This window comes from Bacillus sp. MD-5 (assembly GCF_002201875.1).
GTDB classification, from domain to species: domain Bacteria; phylum Bacillota; class Bacilli; order Bacillales; family Bacillaceae; genus Bacillus; species Bacillus stercoris.
In genome coordinates, this window is the sequence record NZ_CP021911.1 from 316,109 (window position 1) to 336,201 (window position 20,093).

The 20,093-nt window shown below is 45.6% G+C and carries 21 protein-coding genes and 1 riboswitch; of the genes, 15 read left to right on the forward strand and 6 right to left on the reverse strand.

Annotation, left to right across the window (positions count from 1 at the left end):
* The first annotated feature begins 6 nt into the window (after nt 1-6).
* The 3 genes from kimA (at nt 7) to CDO84_RS01445 (ending at nt 4,127) form a co-directional block, all read left to right on the forward strand.
* Entirely contained in the window at nt 7-1,830 is a 1,824-nt protein-coding gene (gene kimA, locus CDO84_RS01435; protein WP_014662824.1) for a potassium transporter KimA, read from the forward strand.
* A 56-nt stretch (nt 1,831-1,886) separates the two neighbouring features.
* On the forward strand, nt 1,887-2,336 hold the full coding sequence (locus CDO84_RS01440) for an NUDIX hydrolase (RefSeq protein ID WP_040084387.1): 450 nt from the start codon (nt 1,887-1,889) through the stop codon (nt 2,334-2,336).
* Between the two features lie 66 nt (nt 2,337-2,402).
* Entirely contained in the window at nt 2,403-4,127 is a 1,725-nt protein-coding gene (locus tag CDO84_RS01445) for a pyruvate oxidase (protein ID WP_040084136.1), read from the forward strand.
* A 294-nt stretch (nt 4,128-4,421) separates the two neighbouring features.
* Here the strand turns inward: CDO84_RS01445 and CDO84_RS01455 are convergent, their stop codons facing one another.
* From CDO84_RS01455 to CDO84_RS01470, 4 genes are all read right to left on the reverse strand, one after another.
* On the reverse strand, nt 4,422-4,688 hold the full coding sequence (locus CDO84_RS01455; protein ID WP_040084133.1) for a hypothetical protein: 267 nt from the start codon (nt 4,686-4,688) through the stop codon (nt 4,422-4,424).
* 103 nt (nt 4,689-4,791) lie between these two features.
* The gene (locus CDO84_RS01460) at nt 4,792-6,069 is read right to left on the reverse strand and encodes an Nramp family divalent metal transporter (protein ID WP_014662829.1); all 1,278 of its coding nucleotides are present in this window, start codon (nt 6,067-6,069) and stop codon (nt 4,792-4,794) included.
* A 229-nt stretch (nt 6,070-6,298) separates the two neighbouring features.
* Nucleotides 6,299-6,556 (reverse strand): GlsB/YeaQ/YmgE family stress response membrane protein, encoded by a 258-nt coding sequence (locus CDO84_RS01465; protein ID WP_003246519.1) that lies wholly within the window; start codon nt 6,554-6,556, stop codon nt 6,299-6,301.
* 77 nt (nt 6,557-6,633) lie between these two features.
* Nucleotides 6,634-7,086: a DUF2188 domain-containing protein gene (locus tag CDO84_RS01470; RefSeq protein WP_014662830.1), complete on the reverse strand. Its 453-nt coding sequence runs from the start codon at nt 7,084-7,086 to the stop codon at nt 6,634-6,636.
* Nucleotides 7,087-7,204: 118 nt separating this feature from the next.
* Here CDO84_RS01470 and CDO84_RS01475 point away from each other — a divergent pair, with 118 nt between their 5' ends.
* The 4 genes from CDO84_RS01475 (at nt 7,205) to CDO84_RS01490 (ending at nt 9,350) form a co-directional block, all read left to right on the forward strand.
* Nucleotides 7,205-8,023 carry an EcsC family protein gene (locus tag CDO84_RS01475; RefSeq protein ID WP_014662831.1) on the forward strand — a complete coding sequence of 273 codons (819 nt, stop codon included), beginning with the start codon at nt 7,205-7,207 and terminating at the stop codon, nt 8,021-8,023.
* 128 nt (nt 8,024-8,151) lie between these two features.
* A complete protein-coding gene (gene gsiB, locus CDO84_RS01480; RefSeq protein ID WP_014662832.1) occupies nt 8,152-8,523 on the forward strand; it encodes a glucose starvation-inducible protein GsiB in 372 nt (123 codons plus the stop codon).
* Nucleotides 8,524-8,655: 132 nt separating this feature from the next.
* On the forward strand, nt 8,656-8,988 hold the full coding sequence (locus CDO84_RS01485) for a cupin domain-containing protein (RefSeq protein WP_014662833.1): 333 nt from the start codon (nt 8,656-8,658) through the stop codon (nt 8,986-8,988).
* 2 nt (nt 8,989-8,990) lie between these two features.
* Entirely contained in the window at nt 8,991-9,350 is a 360-nt protein-coding gene (locus CDO84_RS01490; RefSeq protein ID WP_040084132.1) for a YdbC family protein, read from the forward strand.
* A 36-nt stretch (nt 9,351-9,386) separates the two neighbouring features.
* Here CDO84_RS01490 and CDO84_RS01495 read toward each other — a convergent pair whose 3' ends face one another.
* Nucleotides 9,387-10,208, reverse strand: coding sequence for a manganese catalase (locus CDO84_RS01495; protein ID WP_015382816.1), 822 nt, complete (start codon nt 10,206-10,208; stop codon nt 9,387-9,389).
* Nucleotides 10,209-10,292: 84 nt separating this feature from the next.
* Nucleotides 10,293-11,345, reverse strand: a complete 1,053-nt coding sequence (dctB, locus tag CDO84_RS01500; RefSeq protein WP_014662836.1) for a C4-dicarboxylate TRAP transporter substrate-binding protein DctB — start codon at nt 11,343-11,345, stop codon at nt 10,293-10,295.
* A gap of 69 nt (nt 11,346-11,414) precedes the next feature.
* Between dctB and dctS the strand changes: the two genes are divergently transcribed.
* The 8 genes from dctS (at nt 11,415) to CDO84_RS01540 (ending at nt 19,974) form a co-directional block, all read left to right on the forward strand.
* Entirely contained in the window at nt 11,415-13,022 is a 1,608-nt protein-coding gene (dctS, locus tag CDO84_RS01505) for a two-component system sensor histidine kinase DctS (RefSeq protein ID WP_014662837.1), read from the forward strand.
* The gene (dctR, locus tag CDO84_RS01510) at nt 13,012-13,692 is read left to right on the forward strand and encodes a two-component system response regulator DctR (RefSeq protein ID WP_040084131.1); all 681 of its coding nucleotides are present in this window, start codon (nt 13,012-13,014) and stop codon (nt 13,690-13,692) included. The genes dctS and dctR overlap by 11 nt, the downstream gene beginning before the upstream one ends.
* Nucleotides 13,693-13,811: 119 nt before the next feature.
* Nucleotides 13,812-15,077, forward strand: a complete 1,266-nt coding sequence (gene dctP / locus CDO84_RS01515) for a C4-dicarboxylate transporter DctP (protein ID WP_040084129.1) — start codon at nt 13,812-13,814, stop codon at nt 15,075-15,077.
* A gap of 147 nt (nt 15,078-15,224) precedes the next feature.
* Nucleotides 15,225-16,277: an AI-2E family transporter gene (locus tag CDO84_RS01520; protein WP_040084127.1), complete on the forward strand. Its 1,053-nt coding sequence runs from the start codon at nt 15,225-15,227 to the stop codon at nt 16,275-16,277.
* 48 nt (nt 16,278-16,325) lie between these two features.
* A riboswitch (cyclic di-AMP (ydaO/yuaA leader) is annotated at nt 16,326-16,456 on the forward strand.
* Nucleotides 16,457-16,528: 72 nt separating this feature from the next.
* Nucleotides 16,529-17,767 (forward strand): dicarboxylate/amino acid:cation symporter, encoded by a 1,239-nt coding sequence (locus CDO84_RS01525; RefSeq protein WP_040084124.1) that lies wholly within the window; start codon nt 16,529-16,531, stop codon nt 17,765-17,767.
* Nucleotides 17,768-17,857: 90 nt separating this feature from the next.
* Nucleotides 17,858-18,784: an ABC transporter ATP-binding protein gene (locus tag CDO84_RS01530; protein WP_040084122.1), complete on the forward strand. Its 927-nt coding sequence runs from the start codon at nt 17,858-17,860 to the stop codon at nt 18,782-18,784.
* Entirely contained in the window at nt 18,777-19,544 is a 768-nt protein-coding gene (locus tag CDO84_RS01535; protein WP_014662842.1) for a DUF2705 family protein, read from the forward strand. The genes CDO84_RS01530 and CDO84_RS01535 overlap by 8 nt, the downstream gene beginning before the upstream one ends.
* Before the next feature lie 94 nt (nt 19,545-19,638).
* On the forward strand, nt 19,639-19,974 hold the full coding sequence (locus CDO84_RS01540) for a hypothetical protein (RefSeq protein WP_003225151.1): 336 nt from the start codon (nt 19,639-19,641) through the stop codon (nt 19,972-19,974).
* Nucleotides 19,975-20,093 lie beyond the last annotated feature (119 nt).

Consider the following 20,093-nt stretch of genomic DNA (forward strand, 5'->3'; position numbering starts at 1 on the left):
ACATCGATGTATCATTCAATCAAACGTTTTTTGATTGGGAAACCACTAAAATCTCAAGCAGCGGGAGAGCAAAAACTGACGAAATTAAAAGCCTTGGCAATGCTTTCCTCAGATGCGCTGTCATCTGTCGCTTATGGGACAGAGCAAATTCTAATCATTTTAGCAACAATCAGTGCTGCCGCATTTTGGTACTCCATTCCGATTGCGGTCGGCGTTCTCATATTACTGCTCGCACTGATTCTTTCATACAGGCAAATTATTTACGCTTATCCGCAGGGCGGCGGGGCCTATGTTGTTTCGAAAGAAAACCTCGGCGAAAAGCCGGGATTGATCGCGGGCGGTTCATTGCTTGTCGATTATATTTTAACGGTAGCGGTAAGTATTTCCGCAGGAACGGACGCCATCACGTCGGCCTTTCCTGCATTGCATGATTATCATGTGCCGATCGCTATTTTTCTCGTGTTAGTGATTATGATTTTGAACCTGCGCGGGCTTTCGGAATCGGCATCCATTCTTGCCTACCCGGTTTATCTGTTTGTGGTGGCGCTATTGGTTCTCATTGCCGTCGGGTTGTTCAAGCTCATGACAGGACAAATAGACCAGCCAGTTCATCATACACCGCTTGGCACACCTGTAGCCGGCATTACGCTGTTTTTGCTGCTTAAGGCTTTTTCCTCCGGATGCTCAGCGTTGACCGGAGTTGAGGCCATTTCTAACGCCATTCCCGCTTTCAAAAACCCGCCTGCACGAAACGCGGCAAGAACGCTTGCGATGATGGGGATTTTGCTGGCGATTCTGTTTTCCGGCATCACGGTGCTCGCATACGGATATGGAACGGCGCCGAAGCCCGATGAAACAGTGGTTTCACAAATTGCGTCCGAAACCTTCGGGCGGAATGTGTTCTACTATGTCATCCAAGGTGTCACATCGCTTATTTTGGTCCTTGCGGCAAATACGGGATTTTCAGCCTTCCCGCAGCTTGCCTTCAACCTGGCGAGAGACCAGTATATGCCGCGAATGTTTACAGTTCGGGGTGACCGCTTAGGCTTCTCAAATGGGATTATCTTTTTAGGCTTTGCCTCCATTATTCTCATTATCTTATTCGGAGGACAGACGGAGCACTTAATCCCGTTATATGCTGTGGGCGTATTTATTCCATTTACGCTTTCACAAACCGGCATGTGCATAAAATGGATCAAGCAAAAACCAAAAGGCTGGATCGGAAAAATGCTGATCAACTCCTGCGGCGCTCTGATTTCGTTTATGGTTCTATCTATCCTTTTTGTGACAAAGTTTAATGTCGTATGGCCTGTGTTAATCTTTATGCCTATCGTCGTTTTGCTGTTTTTTGCGATTAAAAATCACTACACAGCGGTTGGTGAACAGCTTCGCATCGTAGACAAAGAGCCGGAAGAAATCAAAGGCACCGTTGTGATTGTGCCTGTAGCAGGTGTTACCACCGTCGTGCAAAAATCGATTCACTATGCGAAATCACTGTCCGATCAGGTGATCGCCGTTCACGTGTCATTTGACAGAGAACAGGAAAAGAAAGTCGAAAAACGCTGGGAAGAGCTCAATAATGGAGTGCGTCTCGTTACCCTTCACTCCTCGTACAGAAGCCTTGTTCATCCGTTTGATAAATTTTTAGAAACAGTTGAGGCAAAAGCGAAGAAGGAGCAGTTTTCTGTCATGGTGCTATTTCCGCAATTTATAACGAAAAAACGCTGGCACACCATCCTTCACAATCAATCGGCCTTCCTCCTCAGAGTTCGGCTGTTTTGGAAAAAGGACATAATGGTTGCCACACTGCCGTATCATTTTAAAAAGTAAAGTCTAGGACCAAGGGAATCACCTTGGTCTTTTTTGCGGGAAAGAGAGGAATGGCGGTGTATACACAAGGTGCTTTTGTAATCGTACTGAACGAAAATCAGCAGATTCTATTGGTCAAACGAAAAGATGTTCCTTTATGGGATCTGCCGGGCGGCAGGATTGATTCCGGGGAATCGGCTGAGGCAGCGGCGGTACGTGAGGTATTGGAAGAGACGGGATACAATACAGCGCTTTCCGCGAAAATAGGTGTCTATCAAAGGCCAAAGTTTCTAGATGAACAGCATGTGTTTTTCGGAAGCATAACAGGCGGACAAGCAATAGCGGACGGCACAGAGACAGCACGATTAAAGTGGTTTTCTCCGCGGCGTTTGCCGCTTTTTATGGTGCCGAACCGAAAACGGCAAATCAAAGATTACGTGAATGGCGCCTTAGATGCAACCATCACCCTCAAGGACGTCGGCATGCTTGCGGCGATCGATCTGTTGAAAAGAAGACTTGGCAAGTGATTCAGGTCTCCGGGTTTTAAAGCCTTTCTCCTGTGGTATTGAAAAAAGGAAAAAGGAGGATACGTTATGGCACACAAAACTGCAGGACAAGCAATGACAGAGCTGCTTGAACAATGGGGAGTTGATCATGTTTACGGCATCCCCGGGGATAGTATAAATGAGTTTATTGAGGAATTAAGACACGAAAGAAATCAACTGAAGTTCGTTCAAACCCGCCATGAAGAGGTGGCGGCACTGGCAGCCGCGGCTGAAGCAAAACTCACCGGCAAGATCGGAGTCTGTCTGTCGATCGCAGGGCCGGGAGCGGTGCACTTATTAAATGGTTTATATGATGCAAAAGCGGACGGCGCCCCTGTGCTGGCCATTGCAGGACAGGTTTCATCAGGTGAAGTCGGACGGGATTATTTCCAGGAGATCAAGCTGGAGCAAATGTTTGAGGACGTGGCTGTGTTCAACAGAGAGGTACATAGCGCGGAAACACTGCCGGATCTCTTGAATCAGGCGATCCGCACCGCCTACAGCAAAAAAGGCGTTGCGGTATTGAGTGTGTCAGATGATCTGTTTGCGGAGAAAATCAAACGCGAGCCCGTGTATACTTCACCAGTGTATATTGAAGGGAACCTTGAACCGAAAAAAGAACAGCTCGTCACCTGCGCGCAATATATTAATAATGCTAAGAAGCCGATTATCTTGGCGGGGCAGGGAATGAAAAAGGCGAAACGGGAGCTCTTAGAATTTGCGGACAAAGCCGCGGCTCCGATCGTAGTCACACTACCGGCAAAAGGCGTCGTTCCCGATAAGCACCCGCATTTTCTCGGCAACCTCGGGCAAATTGGCACAAAGCCGGCTTACGAGGCAATGGAGGAATGTGATTTATTAATCATGCTCGGAACGTCATTCCCGTACCGCGATTATTTGCCAGATGATACACCGGCCATCCAGCTCGATTCAGACCCGGCAAAAATCGGAAAACGCTATCCGGTGACAGCGGGCCTTGTCTGCGATTCGGCTCTCGGCCTGCGCGAATTGACAGAGTATATTGAACGCAAGGAAGACAGAAGATTCCTGAATGCCTGCACAGAACATATGCAGCATTGGTGGAACGAAATTGAAAAAGATGAGACAGAGGCAACAACACCGCTTAAACCCCAGCAGGTCGTGGCACGTCTCCAGGAAGCGGCTGCTGAGGATGCGGTGCTCTCTGTAGATGTCGGCACTGTGACAGTTTGGATGGCGCGTCATTTCAAAATGAACGCGAACCAGGATTTCATCGTTTCAAGCTGGCTTGCGACAATGGGATGCGGCCTGCCGGGAGCGATCGCAGCAAGCTTGTCAGAACCGGAACGCCAGGCGATCGCTGTTTGCGGTGACGGAGGATTTTCCATGGTCATGCAGGATCTTCCGACAGCCGTCAAATATAAGCTCCCGATCACTGTCGTCATTTTAAACAACGAAAATCTCGGCATGATCGAGTATGAGCAGCAGGTTAAAGGCAATATCGATTATGTCACACAGCTTCAAAATGTCGACTATGCCGCATTTGCAGAAAGCTGCGGAGCAAAAGGCATCAAAGTGACCAAAGCGGAAGAGCTTGCGCCGGCTTTCCATGAGGCGCTGCACTCTGACCAACCGGTCGTTGTGGATGTCATGATTGGGAACGAACCGCCGCTGCCTGGCAAAATCACCTACGGGCAGGCAAAAGGCTTCAGCAAGTACATGCTGAAAAACTTCTTCGAAAACCAAAAAATCGAAATGCCGTCACTGAAGAAAAGTTTGAAACGGTTATTCTAAAAAAGAGGCCCTTTTAGAGGCCTCTTTTTTTGTGTTGGAAACAAATGTATTTCAGGTTATCCTTGTATTATATTGGTATGAGGAGGATTACATGTTTGAGTTTATAAAATTATTGTTGTATGCATTAGGATCTGCAGGAATGATCTATGCGTCATATCACGATTTTCGCCATGCTCAGAACGGGCAAAAGGACAAATGCACCTTCTTTCAAAGCAAAAAGACCAGCGCATTTGTCCTTGTATGTTTCATTTGTTTATTCTTATCAAATCTTACAGAGCTCTTCTCAGTATAGGGTTATTTCTCTTTTTTCTTCAGCCCGAAAAAGAAAGGAAAAGCAGAACCGACCAAGAAGGTGCCGAATAAAAACATGCCGCCGATAAACACGTGAAAATTCGTGTGTCCGGCTGTAAACGCGGTGATCAAGGAAATGATACTGAACATGATCATGGCCATGCCGGGCGCTATTCTCATTTTCCCTTTGGATTTATAGGCAGCGACAGAACATATAATGCCGATGACAATAGGAACAATCCACAAATAAAACAAAATAAATACTGACATCATCAAAACTCCGATTTTTTCTTCTATCATAACAAATTTCTGTCAAAAAGGGTATCAATGAGCTTTTGCCAAAAATAAAAAACCGGCTTTGCAGCCGGTTTTTTTATCGAAACGTATCTACAATTAAAAACACATTCAAAGCGACGATCAATACTGCAATCAGCCAAGACACCACTGTGACCCATTTGGCGTTGATCAGAGATCCCATGATCCGTTTATTGCTTGTAAACAGAATCAGCGGAATGAGGGCAAAGGCGATCCCGAAGGACAGCACGACCTGGCTCAAGACGAGAGCGGTCGTCGGATTTACGCCAGACGCGATGATCAAGATCGGCGGAATGATCGTGATAAACCGCCGTACATACAGCGGGATGCGGTAGTTGATAAATCCTTGCATAATCACGTCGCCTGAAAGTGTGCCGACAGACGAACTGGATAGCCCGGCAACGAGCAGCCCAATTCCGAATAAAGCCGCAGACATAGGGCTGACAAGATGTCCGAATTGCTGAAACGCGACATCAAGGTCCTCAACAAACAGGCCGTTTTTGAAAAATAATGCGGCAGCCACAATCAGCATACTTGCATTAATAGCTCCTGCAATTAGCATCGCTATTAAAATATCAATAAATTCAAATCTGAAGATTTTTTTCCGTTCTGCATCCGTTTTGCCGACCACCCGCCGCTGTGTAAGGGCAGAGTGCAAATAAATGGCGTGCGGCATAACAGTTGCGCCGAGAATACCCGCTGCAAGGAGCACACTGTCAGTGCCATGAAACGCCGGGACAAAGAGGCCCTTCATCACTGACACGGCATCAGGCTTTGCGAAAAATGTCTGCAGTGCAAAGGCGATCACGACCACAAACAGCATACCGGCAATGCCGGCTTCAAGTGAGCGATAACCGCGGCGCTGAAGCTCCAAGATCGCGAAAGAACCGATCGCCGCTATAATAGACGCTTCAAGCATCGGAATGCCGAACAGCAAATACAGTCCCAGAGCCGCTCCGATAAATTCCGCCAAATCAGTTGCGATAATGACAAGCTCGCCCTGAATCCATAATCCAATCGAGACAGGCTTCGGGAATTCTTCACGGGCAACCTCAGGCAGATTTTTGCCTGTCGCAATCCCAAGTTTGGCGGATAGAGATTGAATTAAAAGCGCCATGATATTGGAAAATAATATTACCCATAAGAGCATATATCCGTATTTAGAACCCGCCGAAATATTCGTTGCGAAGTTGCCGGGATCAATATAGGCGATGGCTGCTATAAATGCAGGACCAAGAAAAGGGAGCAGCCCTCTGAATCCTCTGATTTTCCCGTCAAGCGCATCTTGGACGGCTTTGGAACGGGGAGATTGTGCTGTGATGTCCTTGTTCATCATGTCTCACCTGAATTCTGATTGTTTTTGCCGTACAACAAAGAGTTTCCTTAAGGCAAATTATTTTATCTACATCATATGACCATCCCGGTTTCTTGTCAACCGAAAATGTTCAAAATACATTCCTGAATTTTTCCCTGTTATGTAACATGATATGTAGGGATTCGGGATAAGGTCCCATATAAAAAGACATCGTTTCAGTTCGAAACGATGCCTCCTGTATCTAATGAGTTTAGGCTTCCTTCCGCAGCCCGCGGAATATCAGGCCCAGCAAGAACACGAAGATGGCTGCCCCGATGATGGCCGGGAAAATAGCAAAGCCGGCGAGGCTTGGTCCCCAAGTGCCAAGAAGTCCGTGTCCGATCCAAGCGCCGATCAGCCCGGCAATCATAGAGCCGAAAATTCCTCCCGGCAGCCGGTTTCCTACAATGGCGCTTCCAATTAATCCGATAACGATAGCAACAACTAATGAAACCAAAAAGCTAAGCATCATGATCACCTCTCATAAATGATTTACCAATCAATAACCGCTCCTGATTATTTCGAAACACCTAAAAGCACATCGCTTTATGATCCCGTTTTGATCGTTCTCTGCACACTGCCGTCAGCCAAATGGACAACGACCTCAGTGCCTTTATGCGCAGCGATTTCCTTTGCCCGTTCAATCGCTTCTCTCTTTGTATCCTTGATGTCAGACGCACGTTTGGCTCCCTCGGCTTTGACTGCCCAGCCGTTTTTATGCTTGATGACATGCTCTGCTTTATGCATGAGTTCTGGGTCTCCGCCGCTGTTGGAACCATCATCGCGTTCTGTCTCGTCATCATGTTTAAGAAAATCATCAATTTCATCTGTAGATGCGTTTTCCGCCCATTCCTTCGCTTTGCTTGTCGCGATCGGGATCGCACGTCCGTCCTCATAGCCCTCATCAATCATCGCATTCGCAATATCAATTGCTTTTTTCTTGACCGGCTTCTCAAGGTTTTTTAATGAAGCGGGATAATCCTTCATTGACCATGGCATGTCCCATCACTCCTTTTTCTTTTATAAAAATGGTACCCGCAGGTGAAAAATAAAAACGCATCTGAACAAATGAAGGTATACTATATAGTAGAAAAAACGGAAGGGAAGTGCGGGTTGAGTGACAACAGAACGAAAAGAAGACTTACACCAGCAATTAAAAGAGATAGAAAAATGGGAAAAAGCTCAGCAAAAAGTCTGGTTTTGGGAAAAGCTCGGCCGTCTCCCGTTTCAGCTGCTGGACAAGCTGACACCTGAATTCATTCAGAAAAAGATCGGCAAGCTCTTGGATGAGATCGGCAGCTTTGTTCAAACAGGAGGACAGTACCTGACATCTGAAAAACAGATTATCAGGATGTTTCAAAAGAAACTGCCGGAGGAGATCTTTGAATCGCTGGAGGACGTCCGGAAAGCGCCTCTTCCTGTCATGGATGAAATTGCGGAAGGAATGGGCAAAAACAGAATCAACGCAGCAACCGTTCAAGGCGCGACAACCGGTGTGGGCGGCGTGTTTACACTGGCGGCAGACATTCCGGCAGTGCTTGGCTTATCACTAAAAACATTACAGGATATCGCAGTTGCATACGGCTATGACCCAAAGGAGAAAAAAGAACGCGTCTTCATTGTGAAATGTTTGCAGCTGACGTCGGCTGATGTTGTCGGCAAAAGATCGATTTTGCAAGAATTAAAACACTACGATCAAGACCGTACTTATAAGAATGTCGCATCTCAAATCCAAGGCTGGCGAGAAGTCGTTTTAGGCTATCGGGACACGTTTGGCTGGAAAAAGCTATTCCAGCTGGTGCCGGTCGCCGGAATGGTTTTTGGCGCCGCTGCCAATCGCTCAACATTAAACGACATTACCGAGACAGGCATGATGCTGTACAAAAAGAGGCGCATTCTTGAACGGCTGAAAGAAACAGAACGAGAGATGGAATAGCAGAAAGCAGACGGACACCGCGATCCGCCTGCTTTTTTTATTGAAAACACACCCAATGTGTTTTGTTTGTTTAAAAGAATTGATAGCGGGAATACAACAACCAACACCAATTAAAGGAGGAATTCAAAATGGCAGACAATAACAAAATGAGCAGAGAAGAAGCAGGTAGAAAAGGCGGAGAAACAACAAGCAAGAACCATGACAAAGAATTCTATCAAGAGATTGGGAAAAAAGGCGGAGAAGCCACTAGCAATAACCATGACAAAGAATTCTATCAAGAAATCGGTGAAAAAGGCGGAGAAGCCACTAGCGAAAATCATGACAAAGAGTTCTATCAAGAAATCGGTGAAAAAGGCGGAGAAGCCACTAGCGAAAATCATGATAAAGAATTCTATCAAGAAATCGGCCGTAAAGGCGGAGAGGCTACAAGCAAAAATCATGATAAAGAATTCTACCAAGAAATCGGCTCAAAAGGCGGAAACGCCCGCAACAACGACTAATCAAAAGCATAAAGGCAGACAACCTGTAAATAAAAAGCGATCCGGCACATCAGCTGGATCGCTTTTTATTTCGGGAATTTTCTCAATTTATGCGACAATGCGATACAATAAGTGAAAAAGGGGTTTTCGCTAATGTCCGAAATGCAAAACTTGCTCGCTATTGCAAACGAAGTCAAAGAAAAACACGCCAATTTTTCAATTTCAGAGGTCAATGACCACTGCGTGCGCCTTGCGGTGTTTACAGGAGAATATGACTGGCACCATCACCCTGACTCAGACGAATTGTTTATTGTTCTTGAAGGTGAGCTGCTGATCGACTTTAAGGACAAAGAAACCGCGGTGCTCAAAGCAAATGACAGCCTGCTCATCCCGAAAGGCACGGTTCACCGCACACGCTCTTACGTCAGAACGGTGAATCTCTGTGTCGAGCATAAACAAGCCGAAACCGTCATCATAGAGGAGTAGCCATGCTGATCAAAAGGATTGTATGTGAAGTAGACACTGCAAATGCTGAAGCATTTGCAAAAGCGCAGTCAGAGTGGAAAGCACTATCACATGTAAATGGCTTCATCAAACAGGCCGGCGGCTGGCGAAAAATGATAGACGGGCCGCTCACCGCAGAAATCATCAGCGTATGGGAAAACAGAGAAGCCTATGATCATTTTATGGAGAACGAACATGACAGCATATACGAGGAAAACGACCAGAAGGCTGTGATTCTTTCCCTAGAGGTGACGCTGTATGAAGAGGATAAATCGTTCGTTCACGATCTGTTACATCACCCTGATATCCGGTATGAACCAGACTGGACGGTTCTGAAGGCATAATCAAAGCCCAAAACATCATGTTTTGGGCTTGTGTCTTTACTCGCGTCCCGGAAGTGTATTATGAACAAAAGGCGGTGCTGGTTTTAACTCCGGTTTTTCTCCAAACGTTTTTGCTTCTTTCACATATTCAAATGCTTCTCCGTCCGGCGCTTTTTCATTCAGCCAGTTTTGCTTGGCGCTTTCTTCGCCTTCAGAGAAATTGATAAGCTGATGTGAGAACTCTTGTTTTTCGAGCGCTTTCGGGAATGTGCCCGGCACAACCGGACCTTCCTGTGCTTCTAATTCTTTAATGGCGGCGAGCCATTGATTTTGGTGCATCGTGTCACGCGCCAGCAGGAAGCTGAGCATATCTTTGACGCCTTTGTCATCCGTCATTTCAAACAGGCGCGCGACCTGCAGACGGCCTTGAGATTCCGCATTCAGGTTGGCGCGGAAGTCTGCCAGCAGGTTTCCGCTTGCTACGATATAACCGCCGCTCCAAGGTACGCCTGTACTGCTTTCCGGCATGGCGCCAAGTCCTGATACAATTGCATGGTGAGGGTTCATGCCGCCCAGGATGGAGCCGATGACCGGATCTTCAGCGGCTTTTTCCTGCTGATCAAGAGGGGCGTCCTCTAGAAGTCTGGCGATCATCGTTGCGATCATTTCAACATGCCCGAGCTCCTCGGTTGCCGTATCCATCAGCAAGTCCTTGTATTTTTCATTTCCTCTTGTGTTCCAGCCTTGAAATAAGTACTGCATGGCAACTGAAATTTCTCCGAATTGCCCGCCTAAAATTTCTTGCATTTTTTTAGCGAATAATGGATCTGGACGATCTGGTTTAGCAGGATGCTGCAGCATTTTTGTATGCTTAAACATGTACCCATCTCCTTTTTCGATTATCTCTTTTTATATTTCCGATCAATAGAAAGATAAACGAAAACCAGCGTATCGAGATGGGAACTATGAATCTTTTCGGAGCTCCAATAGTTCCTTGATCAGCTTCCGGCCAAAGATTGGCTCGTACTGCCGGTAAACAGGATCAAGACGCTTCATCCATTCTTTTTTCTCTTTATCTGACAGCTCATAAATATGTATAGCAGAATTCTTTTTGATTTCCTCCAGCTGCTCCTTGTTCATTTGTTCGGCATACGTTTCATTCCACTCCGTTGTCTCCTTCATCGCTTCAGTCAAAATGCGCCTTGTTTCTGGGGTTTGCGCCTTCCAGAAATGCTCATCAGTCATGACAGCGTAGCCGAGGTAACCATGGCTGCTTATTGTCAAATAGTCCTGAACATTATAAAATTTTTTAGAATAGATGTTTGAGATTGTATTTTCTTCACCATCAACTACATTGTTTTCTAGCAGCTGAAAGGTAGAATTGAAGGATTCCTGATGGGGTATTGCGCCAAGCAGCTTGAACTGATCCTCAATCACATCGCTTTGCATAATCCGGAGATCCTGCCCTTTTAAATCATCCGGGGTTCTGACCGGCCCTTGATTTGTCGTGATTTGTTTAAAGCCGTTTGTCCAATAGGCCAGTCCTTTTAATTGGTTTTTCTTTAGAGAATCAAACAGCTGTGTGCCGATGCTTCCGTTCAGCCCTTTTTTGGCGGCATTGTAATCTGTAAAAGCATACGGTAGATCCAGCACTCCCCATTCAGGCGAGAGCATGCCGAGCTTCGATGTGGAGGGGGCAATAAATTGAACATCGCCGTTTTGCAATGCTTCGATTTCTTCAATGTCCGAGTACAGGCTTCCATTCGGAAATACTTCAATTTTTATTTTCCCGCCTGATTTTTCGTTCACCAAATCAGCGAATTTATTGGCGGCCAGCCCTTTTGGCGTATTTTCAGCAACCACGTGGCTGAATTTAAAGACGATTTGATCCTGCAAGCCTTCCTGGTCGTCATCATAAACAATCTCTTTATTGCCGGTATGATCATGGAATCCGATAAATAAAGCGGTTGCAATTCCAGCGATCATCAGCGCGAGACATGCAAGCAAACTCTTCATGAAAAGCCCTCCCCTATGTTAAGGATAATGGGGGCAATGACATTCGTAAAGACCTGAAAGGAGAAGCTGATGAACAAAAAGAAGCTCTCAATCCGTTGGAAAATCACGATCTTATCCTATATCCTCGTCATTTTCTCCTTTTTGATCGGCGGCATTGTGCTCATCGGCAACATTCAGCATACAGAGGAGCGGGAGCTGAAAAAGCGGCTGATGAATACGGCCCGGACGGTGTCAGAGATGACAGAAGTGAAAGAAGCTTTGACGCAAAAAAAACGAACAGAAGCGGTTCGCCATGCGGTTGAAGAAATCAGGATGATTAATGAAGCAGACTATATTGTCGTCATGGATATGAATCACATTCGATATACGCATCCTGTCAGCACTAGCATTGGCAAGAAATCAGAGGGAGCAGACGAGGAGGCGGCGTTTGCGGAGCACATTTATTTCTCTGAAGCAAAGGGTGAGATCGGCACGGCGGTTCGCGCTTTTTATCCGGTTAAGGATCACGACCTCAACCAAATTGGCGTGGTGCTTGTCGGAAAAACACTGCCGGGGATTGCTGACATCCTGCTTCATTTAAAGCGTGATATCGCATTCATCGTTGTGCTGACACTCGGCTTCGGACTTGCGGGTTCCTTTTTGCTTGCCCGTCATATCAAAAAACAAATGTTTCAGCTTGAGCCACATGAGATTGTCCGAATGTATGAAGAGCGGACGGCGACGTTTCACTCGATGAATGAAGGGGTGATCGCCATTGACAACCGTCTCATCATTACGATTTTCAATGAAAAAGCGAAACAGATCTTTGAAGTGCAGGGGGATCTGATCGGCAAGGTGATCTGGGAGGTTCTCAAGGATTCGCGCCTGCCCGAAATCGTGGAGCGAAACAAAGCGGTTTATAATGAAGAAATTCGTGTCAGCGGTAAGGTCATCATGAGCAGCAGAATTCCGATCGTCATGAAGAAAAAAGTGATCGGCGCCGTCGCGATTTTTCAGGACAGAACGGAAGCAGCCAAGATGGCAGAGGAATTGACTGGTGTCAGAAACTTTGTGGAGGCGCTCCGTGTCCAAAATCACGAGCATATGAATAAGCTGCACACGATCGCCGGTCTCATCCAGCTGGGGAAATCTGAAAAAGCCTTGCAGCTTGCATTCCAGGCATCAACTGAGCAGGAAAATGTGACTGAATTTTTGCACCGCTCGATTCAAAATGACGCTGCGGCCGGCCTTCTATTAAGTAAAATCAGAAGGGGAAGGGAGCTCGGCATTGCTGTTCATATAGATGAAAACAGCAGTCTTCAGCAATTTCCCGAGCATGTTGATCAGCATGATATCGTCGTGCTTTTGGGGAATCTGATTGAAAATGCCTTCGGTTCTTTTGAAACCGTTCAATCAGATGACAAACGAATTGACATTAGCATCGAACAAACGGATGATATCCTTGCTATTTTAATAGAAGATAACGGCTGCGGGATTGAACAGGCACATATGCCGCACCTTTATGACAAAGGTTTTACGGTCAATAAAACAGGCGGCACAGGCTATGGCCTGTATTTAGTGAAACAAATCATAGACAAAGGATCGGGTACGATAGAAGTTGATTCACATGCGGGGCAGGGGACATCTTTTTCTATCGTTTTTCCAATGAAGGGGGAGGAAGCACAGCATGGCTCGTAAAGAATGGAAGGTTCTGCTCATTGAAGACGATCCGATGGTTCAAGAGGTCAATAAGGATTTTATTACAACTGTTAAAGGCTTTACTGTCTGTGCAACAGCAGGAAACGGAGAGGAAGGCATTAAGCTGATTAAAGAAGAACAGCCTGATCTCGTCATTCTCGATGTGTACATGCCGAAAAAAGACGGCATCAAGACTTTGCAGGAGATCAGAAAGCAAAAGCTTGAAGTGGATGTCATTGTCGTCTCCGCTGCAAAAGACAAGGAAACGATCTCACTTATGCTGCAAAACGGGGCGGTTGACTATATCTTAAAGCCGTTTAAGCTTGAGCGAATGAGACAGGCGCTCGAAAAGTACAAGCAATATAAACAAAAAATCGAAGCGAATGATACGCTGTCTCAGGAACAGCTCGATGCGATCCTGAATATTCCGCAGCAGGCCGTACAGAATCTGCCGAAAGGGTTGAATCACTTCACGATGAATGAAGTCACTGCATTTTTGAAACAGCAAACCGCATCCCTTTCTGCGGAAGAGGTCGCCAAGGCGCTCGGCATCGCCAGAGTGACAGCCAGACGATATCTTGATTACTTAGAAAAAACCGGGATCATCAAATTGGACGTTCAATATGGCGGAGTCGGCCGGCCGGTCAACCGCTACGTGTTAAAAGGATAAACCTGAGACCAAAAAGACCAAAATGTCCGTTATGATCATAAACTTCCCCAGACTATATGAAAACGCTATCATTCTAGTAAGAAAGACACAAAGGCGAATAGGACAGGGGGATGAAGGATATGAAACTGTTTAAAAATTTAACAGTTCAGGTCATAACCGCGGTCATCATCGGGGTCATTGTCGGGCTGGTCTGGCCGGATGTCGGCAAAGAAATGAAACCGCTTGGCGATACATTTATCAACGCTGTTAAAATGGTGATCGCACCAATCATTTTCTTCACAATCGTTCTCGGGATTGCAAAAATGGGCGATATGAAGAAGGTTGGAAAAGTAGGGGGAAAAGCGTTTATCTATTTCGAGGTTGTCACCACCCTCGCACTCATTATCGGTTTATTTGTCGTCAACATCATGAAGCCGGGTGCGGGTCTTGATTACAGCAAGCTTGAAAAGGGAGATGTATCACAATACACGCAAAATGGCGGTCAGGGAATCGACTGGATTGAATTTGTGACACACATTGTTCCGTCCAACATGGTTGATGCCTTCGCAAAAGGGGACATTTTGCAGGTCTTATTCTTTTCTATTCTTTTCGGAGTCGGTCTTGCGGCATTAGGTGAAAAAGGGAAAAGCATCATTGATTTCTTCGACAAGGTTTCTCACGTCTTTTTCAAAATTATCGGCTACATTATGCGAGCTGCGCCAATCGGGGCATTTGGGGCGATGGCGTATACGATCGGGCACTTCGGGCTCGATTCCATCAAACCGCTGGCAAGCTTAATGATGTCTGTTTATATTACGATGTTCCTGTTCGTATTTGTTGCTTTAAATATCATCTGCAAGCTTTACGGATTCAGCCTGTGGAATTACCTGCGCTTCATTAAAGATGAGCTTTTGATCGTGCTTGGCACAAGCTCTTCCGAATCGGTGCTTCCGCGTATGATGGATAAAATGGAGCGCTACGGCTGTTCCAAATCCGTTGTCGGGCTTGTGATTCCGACGGGCTATTCATTTAACCTCGACGGCACATCCATTTATTTATCAATGGCGACGGTCTTTTTGGCACAGGTGTTTGGAGTAGACCTCAGCATCGGCCAGCAAATTACGATTATCCTCGTGCTGATGCTGACATCGAAGGGAGCGGCAGGTGTGACGGGGAGCGGATTTATCGTCCTTGCATCAACGCTGTCAGCGCTTCAGGTCATTCCGCTGGAGGGTCTTGCACTCCTGCTTGGTGTCGACCGTTTCATGAGTGAAGGAAGAGCCATTGTGAACCTGATCGGAAACGGAATCGCCACGATCATTGTTGCAAAAAGCGAAAATGAATTTGATGAAGCAAAAAGCGTAGAGGCTGTTGAAGGCATGAAAAAAATGAAAACAGCAGTTTGAAAAAAGAACGGCCCATTCATGGGCCGTTTTTTTAATTGTTTAAGAATTATTAAGGTAAGGACAGAGACCTCAGCATTTTTTTGTTATATAATTTACAAATGGATACTATATTGAATGAAGGACGTTTGTCCTAACAGGAGTGTATAAATGGCCGCTTTAGTTAAATTTTTTCAGCACCCGGGAGTAAGGCGTTTTTCCATCTTTGTCGTGTTAACTGGTGTGTTATATCTATTTAAGAGCATGATCAACTTAATATTGCTTACCTTCATTTTCACGTTTTTAATGGATCGTTTGGAGCTTGTCGTGCGGCAGTTTGTAAGCCAGTTCTTCCGCGTGAGCCAGCGGGTTGTCATTACGTTTCTTTACATGCTGCTTGCTGTGCTGCTAACAGTCGGAGGTTTTGTATTTTATCCGGTCGTCGCGGCGCAGATCCAGCAGCTGGTTAAGCAGATTAAACATATTGCGTATCACCCTGACCGCATCCCTTTCTTTGATGAGATCACCAGTGTTTTCGGAGATATCAACATCAGTTCATATGTCAAAGAGGGCTTCAATGTAGTGTATACGTATCTGGCCGATATCAGCACATTCGGTTTGCAGGTCGTGATGGCGCTTATCCTCAGCATGTTTTTCTTATTTGAGAAAAAACGCCTTTCTGAATTCATGGCGAAATTTAAAACGAGCAAACTGAGGGTCTTTTATGAGGAAATTGCTTTTTTCGGAAGCAAATTTGCCAGAACGTTCGGCAAGGTGCTTGAGGCACAATTTATCATTGCGCTCGTCAATTGTATTCTGACGTTTATCGCGCTTTGGATTATGCACTTCCCGCAGCTGTTTGGGCTGTCTATTATGGTGTTCTTCCTTGGATTGATCCCTGTGGCAGGCGTCGTCATTTCCCTGATTCCGCTCAGCATTATCGCCTACAGCACTGGCGGCGGAATGTATGTGCTTTACATTGTGCTTGTCATATTCGCCATTCATGCGATCGAAACCTATTTCTTAAATCCAAAGCTGATGTCTGCGAAAACAGAGCTGCCAATCTTTTTCACCTTCACAGTACTCATTTTCTCTGAACATTTTTTCGGCATTTGGGGCTTAATTATCGGGATTCCGATCTTTGTATTTCTCCTTGATATTCTTGATGTCACCAACAAGGAGGATCGACCTAAAAGATCCAGAGAAAAAAGTAACAAAAAATAGTTTACAAAATTGGATCTTTTCTGTATAAATAAAATAGATCATATAATAGTAAGCCACACGCTTAATCCTATAACAAGGAGTGGGGGACCCGATCTTTTGGGGTTAATTTTTCATCTGAAAAACGGACATCTCTTCGTCCGAACCCGTCAGCTAACCTCATCAGCGTGAAGAGAGAGTCCTGTGGTTTGATTGTATAGCCAAAGCCCGCGGGAGTCTCTCGCGGGCTTTTTTCAAAAGAGGGAGGAATGCGGATGAAGCTGGCTACAAAGATTATCATTGCATTGGTGCTGGGTGCTGTGACGGGGATTATTCTTAACGTAACATCACCTGAATTATTTGAAAATTTAAATAAGTTTGTATTTGGTCCTCTAGGCACCATCTTTTTAAACCTCATTAAAATGCTTGTCGTTCCGATTGTCTTTTTCTCACTGACGCTGGGAGTAGCCGGGCTGGGCGATCCTAAGAAGCTTGGCAGAATCGGCGTGAAAGCCATTTCTTATTTTCTCATCACGACTGCAGTCGCGATTACGATTGCCATCATTTTAGCTCTTGTCATCAAACCGGGAGAGTTCGGAACGTATGATACTTCATCTGCCGAATTCACTGCTGAAAAAGCCCCAAGCATTGCAGACACACTGTTAAACATTATTCCGACCAATCCTGTTCAAGCGATGACGGAAGGAAATATGCTTCAAATTATTGCTTTTGCCATTTTTGTCGGACTAGGGATTACAATGCTCGGAAAAAAAGCGGATATGCTTCTCAAAGTCGTTGAACAAGGAAATGAATTGATGATGTACTTGGTTAATCTTGTCATGAAGTTCGCTCCGTATGGTACATTCGGTCTGATTGCGACAGCTATCGGAAGCCAAGGATTCAGTGCAATGAAAGCGATGGGATTGTACATGGTTGTGGTAACCGTTGCATTGCTGATACATGCAGTCGTTACCTACGGATCTACAGTAGCGCTTTTAGCCAGAAGAAATCCGATCACGTTCTTTAAAAATTTCTCAGAGGTTATGGTTGTGGCGTTCAGTACCTCCAGCAGCAATGCGACACTCCCGGTATCTATGGATGTGGCTCAGAAAAAATTAAAAGTGCCTGAGCCAATCAGCAGCTTCGTCCAGCCGCTCGGTGCAACAATTAATATGGACGGAACAGCCATCATGCAAGGGGTAGCCACTGTCTTCATCGCGCAGGTGTTCGGGCATGATCTGACATTTACGCAGCTGCTGATGGTAATACTGACGGCTGTGCTGGCAAGTGTCGGAACCGCTGGTGTTCCGGGAGTCGGTTTGATTATGCTAGCCATGGTGCTTCAATCTGTCGGCCTGCCTGTCGAGGGAATCGGATTGATTCTTGGAATTGACCGCTTGCTTGATATGCTCCGTACAGTGGTGAACACAACAGGTGACGCGGCCTGCGCTGTCATCATTACAGAAACCGAAAAGAATAAGCAGACTGAGCAAGCGCCGACTCTATCGGTTTAACCAAACATTTGGAAGCAACAAGTGCTATAATACAAACAGTGCCTAATTTTGGGCACTGTTTATTTTTGGTTGAAAAAGGAGGAAGGCTTTATGGCTGAGCCGATTTTACATATTGAAGGCCTCGATAAAAAGATTGGGTCTAAAGCGATTTTAAAACAGATCAGCATGGACGTCATGGAGGGTGAAATCATCGGTCTGCTTGGTCCGAATGGTTCCGGAAAAACAACACTTATCCGTATCATCGTCGGGCTGCTAAAACAAAACAGCGGAAGCGTGACAATCAGCGGATTCCAGCATGATACAGAGTTTGAAAAAGCGATGGAAGCGGTTGGAGCGATCGTCGAGAACCCTGAGTTCTATCCGTACCTGACAGGCTGGGAAAACCTCAAGCACTTTGCGAATATGCACAGGAAAATAACGGATGAACGGCTTGATGAAGTGGTGGAACGTGTCGGGCTGACGTCAGCCATTCATGATAAAGTGAAAACCTATTCTCTTGGAATGCGGCAGCGTCTGGGAATAGCTCAGGCAATTCTTCACCGGCCGAAGCTTCTCATTCTAGATGAACCGACAAACGGCCTCGATCCTGCGGGGATGAAGGATTTTCGCGATCATATTAAGGAGCTCGCAGAAGTGGAGGGAACAGCAGTCCTGTTCGCCACTCATTTATTGCGCGAGGTTGAAGATCTGTGCGACCGTGTCATCATCATTCAAAAGGGTGAGATCAAAGCGGAAGTCAGCTTACAAGGAACTGGTCAAACCACAGAAAAAGCGATTATAGAAGTGCAGCCGCAAGAAAAAGCGCTCAATTGGCTGACAGGCAATCAATATCAAGCTGAGCGCCAAGCTGGGACGATTGTAGTTGAGGTAGCAAAAGAAAACATTCCGGAGCTGAACCGATCACTTGTTGGACAAGGTCTGAATGTATTCTCCATTACGCCTTACACGCAATCACTGGAAGACGAATTTATAAAAGCGACGACTGCTCATCAAGAGGAGGGAGAAGAGCTTGTCTAAATTAATTTGGAATGAACATATGAAACTTTTTAATCGGAAGGTCACTTTGGTTTCTCTGATCCTGATGGCTGTCTTCCAATTCTTCATGGCATTGATCATTAAACGGATTGTCGTCAGTGCCGGGACAGATGAAAACTTCATCGGCTATTTATCGTATACACCGAGCCTGAACATTTTGCTGCAGGCTTTAACGATCGTGATTGCTGCGACAATTATTTCGATGGAATTTGATAAAAAGACGATCAAATTTCTGCTCATTCGTCCGGTTAAACGCCAAAAGGTTTTTTGGTCAAAATTAATCACAGTCGTAATGGTCAGCTTTTATTTGTATGTGGCATACTACATTTTGGCTTTATTATTCGGTCTCGTGTTTTTTGGCACATCCGTGACCTCGGAATCACAGACATTGCTGATCAACACCTTGGCGCTGATCGGGTCAAACTGGCTTGAAGCCGTGATGATGGGATTATTCGGCCTGCTTTGTTCTTCGCTGTTCCGAAATAGCGCGGTAGCAGTTGTTGTTTCCTTTGTCGTTTTATACGGAGCGAGTACACTTGTTCAGCTCATGAAGTTGTTTGAAAACAAGTGGGGAAGCTTTTTGCTTTTTGCGAACACTGACTTTACACAATACAGAAGCGGAGAGACAGCGTTGTTTTCAGGCATGACGCCATTGTTTTCAATTGGGATTCTCATCATACACGCGATATTCTTCATCGTCGTTGGCTGGTGGTGCTTCTGTAAACGGGATGTTCGGGTCTAAAGGCAAGGAATGACATTTTTGTGAAAAAGCTCACGTAAATCAATATCATTTGATATTTTGGTTTATACTAAAGGTACTGACGGAGGTGTCTCGATTGAGGAACTTTATTACCGCTTTACCGATCGTATTGCTGCTTGGATTCTCATTTGTGTCATTCATGTTTCAGTTTGAACATCTTGTTTATTTCAGGCTCGCGCTAGGGTTGTTTTCTCTCGTGGGGCTGTACATGATATATAAAATGAAGACGGGCATTCGCTATTTTATCATCTATCTGTATGCCAGCTGGATTGTGTTGGCTGCAGTGACCGCTTTTGAAGAGCCGATTTTCTCAAGCTTTTTCTTTGGCGGCCTGGTGATGACAATGGGTTACCTGACATATATGCTGATTTATCTCGGCATGAAACAAGACCGGGATGCAAATCCTGTGTAATCGCGCTGTTCCCTAGGGGAACGGCGTGTTTTTCTATACTGGACAAAAAGATTAACAGTTGCGGAAAAATGGCAGGAAATCTATAATACATATTAAATTTATCGGAATTAAAACTTGGG

Excerpts from the sequence above, each read along its gene's own strand:
- CDO84_RS01530 (WP_040084122.1), top strand. The coding sequence starts at position 17,858 with ATGGCTGAGCCGATTTTACATATTGAAGGCCTCGATAAAAAGATTGGG.
- CDO84_RS01495 (WP_015382816.1), bottom strand. The coding sequence starts at position 10,208 with ATGTTTAAGCATACAAAAATGCTGCAGCATCCTGCTAAACCAGATCGT.
- CDO84_RS01485 (WP_014662833.1), top strand. The coding sequence starts at position 8,656 with ATGTCCGAAATGCAAAACTTGCTCGCTATTGCAAACGAAGTCAAAGAA.
- CDO84_RS01520 (WP_040084127.1), top strand. The coding sequence starts at position 15,225 with ATGGCCGCTTTAGTTAAATTTTTTCAGCACCCGGGAGTAAGGCGTTTT.
- CDO84_RS01465 (WP_003246519.1), bottom strand. The coding sequence starts at position 6,556 with ATGCTTAGCTTTTTGGTTTCATTAGTTGTTGCTATCGTTATCGGATTA.
- CDO84_RS01490 (WP_040084132.1), top strand. The coding sequence starts at position 8,991 with ATGCTGATCAAAAGGATTGTATGTGAAGTAGACACTGCAAATGCTGAA.
- CDO84_RS01445 (WP_040084136.1), top strand. The coding sequence starts at position 2,403 with ATGGCACACAAAACTGCAGGACAAGCAATGACAGAGCTGCTTGAACAA.
- kimA (WP_014662824.1), top strand. The coding sequence starts at position 7 with ATGTATCATTCAATCAAACGTTTTTTGATTGGGAAACCACTAAAATCT.
- dctB (WP_014662836.1), bottom strand. The coding sequence starts at position 11,345 with ATGAAGAGTTTGCTTGCATGTCTCGCGCTGATGATCGCTGGAATTGCA.
- CDO84_RS01455 (WP_040084133.1), bottom strand. The coding sequence starts at position 4,688 with ATGTCAGTATTTATTTTGTTTTATTTGTGGATTGTTCCTATTGTCATC.
- dctR (WP_040084131.1), top strand. The coding sequence starts at position 13,012 with ATGGCTCGTAAAGAATGGAAGGTTCTGCTCATTGAAGACGATCCGATG.
- CDO84_RS01460 (WP_014662829.1), bottom strand. The coding sequence starts at position 6,069 with ATGATGAACAAGGACATCACAGCACAATCTCCCCGTTCCAAAGCCGTC.
- dctS (WP_014662837.1), top strand. The coding sequence starts at position 11,415 with ATGAACAAAAAGAAGCTCTCAATCCGTTGGAAAATCACGATCTTATCC.
- dctP (WP_040084129.1), top strand. The coding sequence starts at position 13,812 with ATGAAACTGTTTAAAAATTTAACAGTTCAGGTCATAACCGCGGTCATC.
- CDO84_RS01470 (WP_014662830.1), bottom strand. The coding sequence starts at position 7,086 with ATGCCATGGTCAATGAAGGATTATCCCGCTTCATTAAAAAACCTTGAG.
- CDO84_RS01525 (WP_040084124.1), top strand. The coding sequence starts at position 16,529 with ATGAAGCTGGCTACAAAGATTATCATTGCATTGGTGCTGGGTGCTGTG.
- gsiB (WP_014662832.1), top strand. The coding sequence starts at position 8,152 with ATGGCAGACAATAACAAAATGAGCAGAGAAGAAGCAGGTAGAAAAGGC.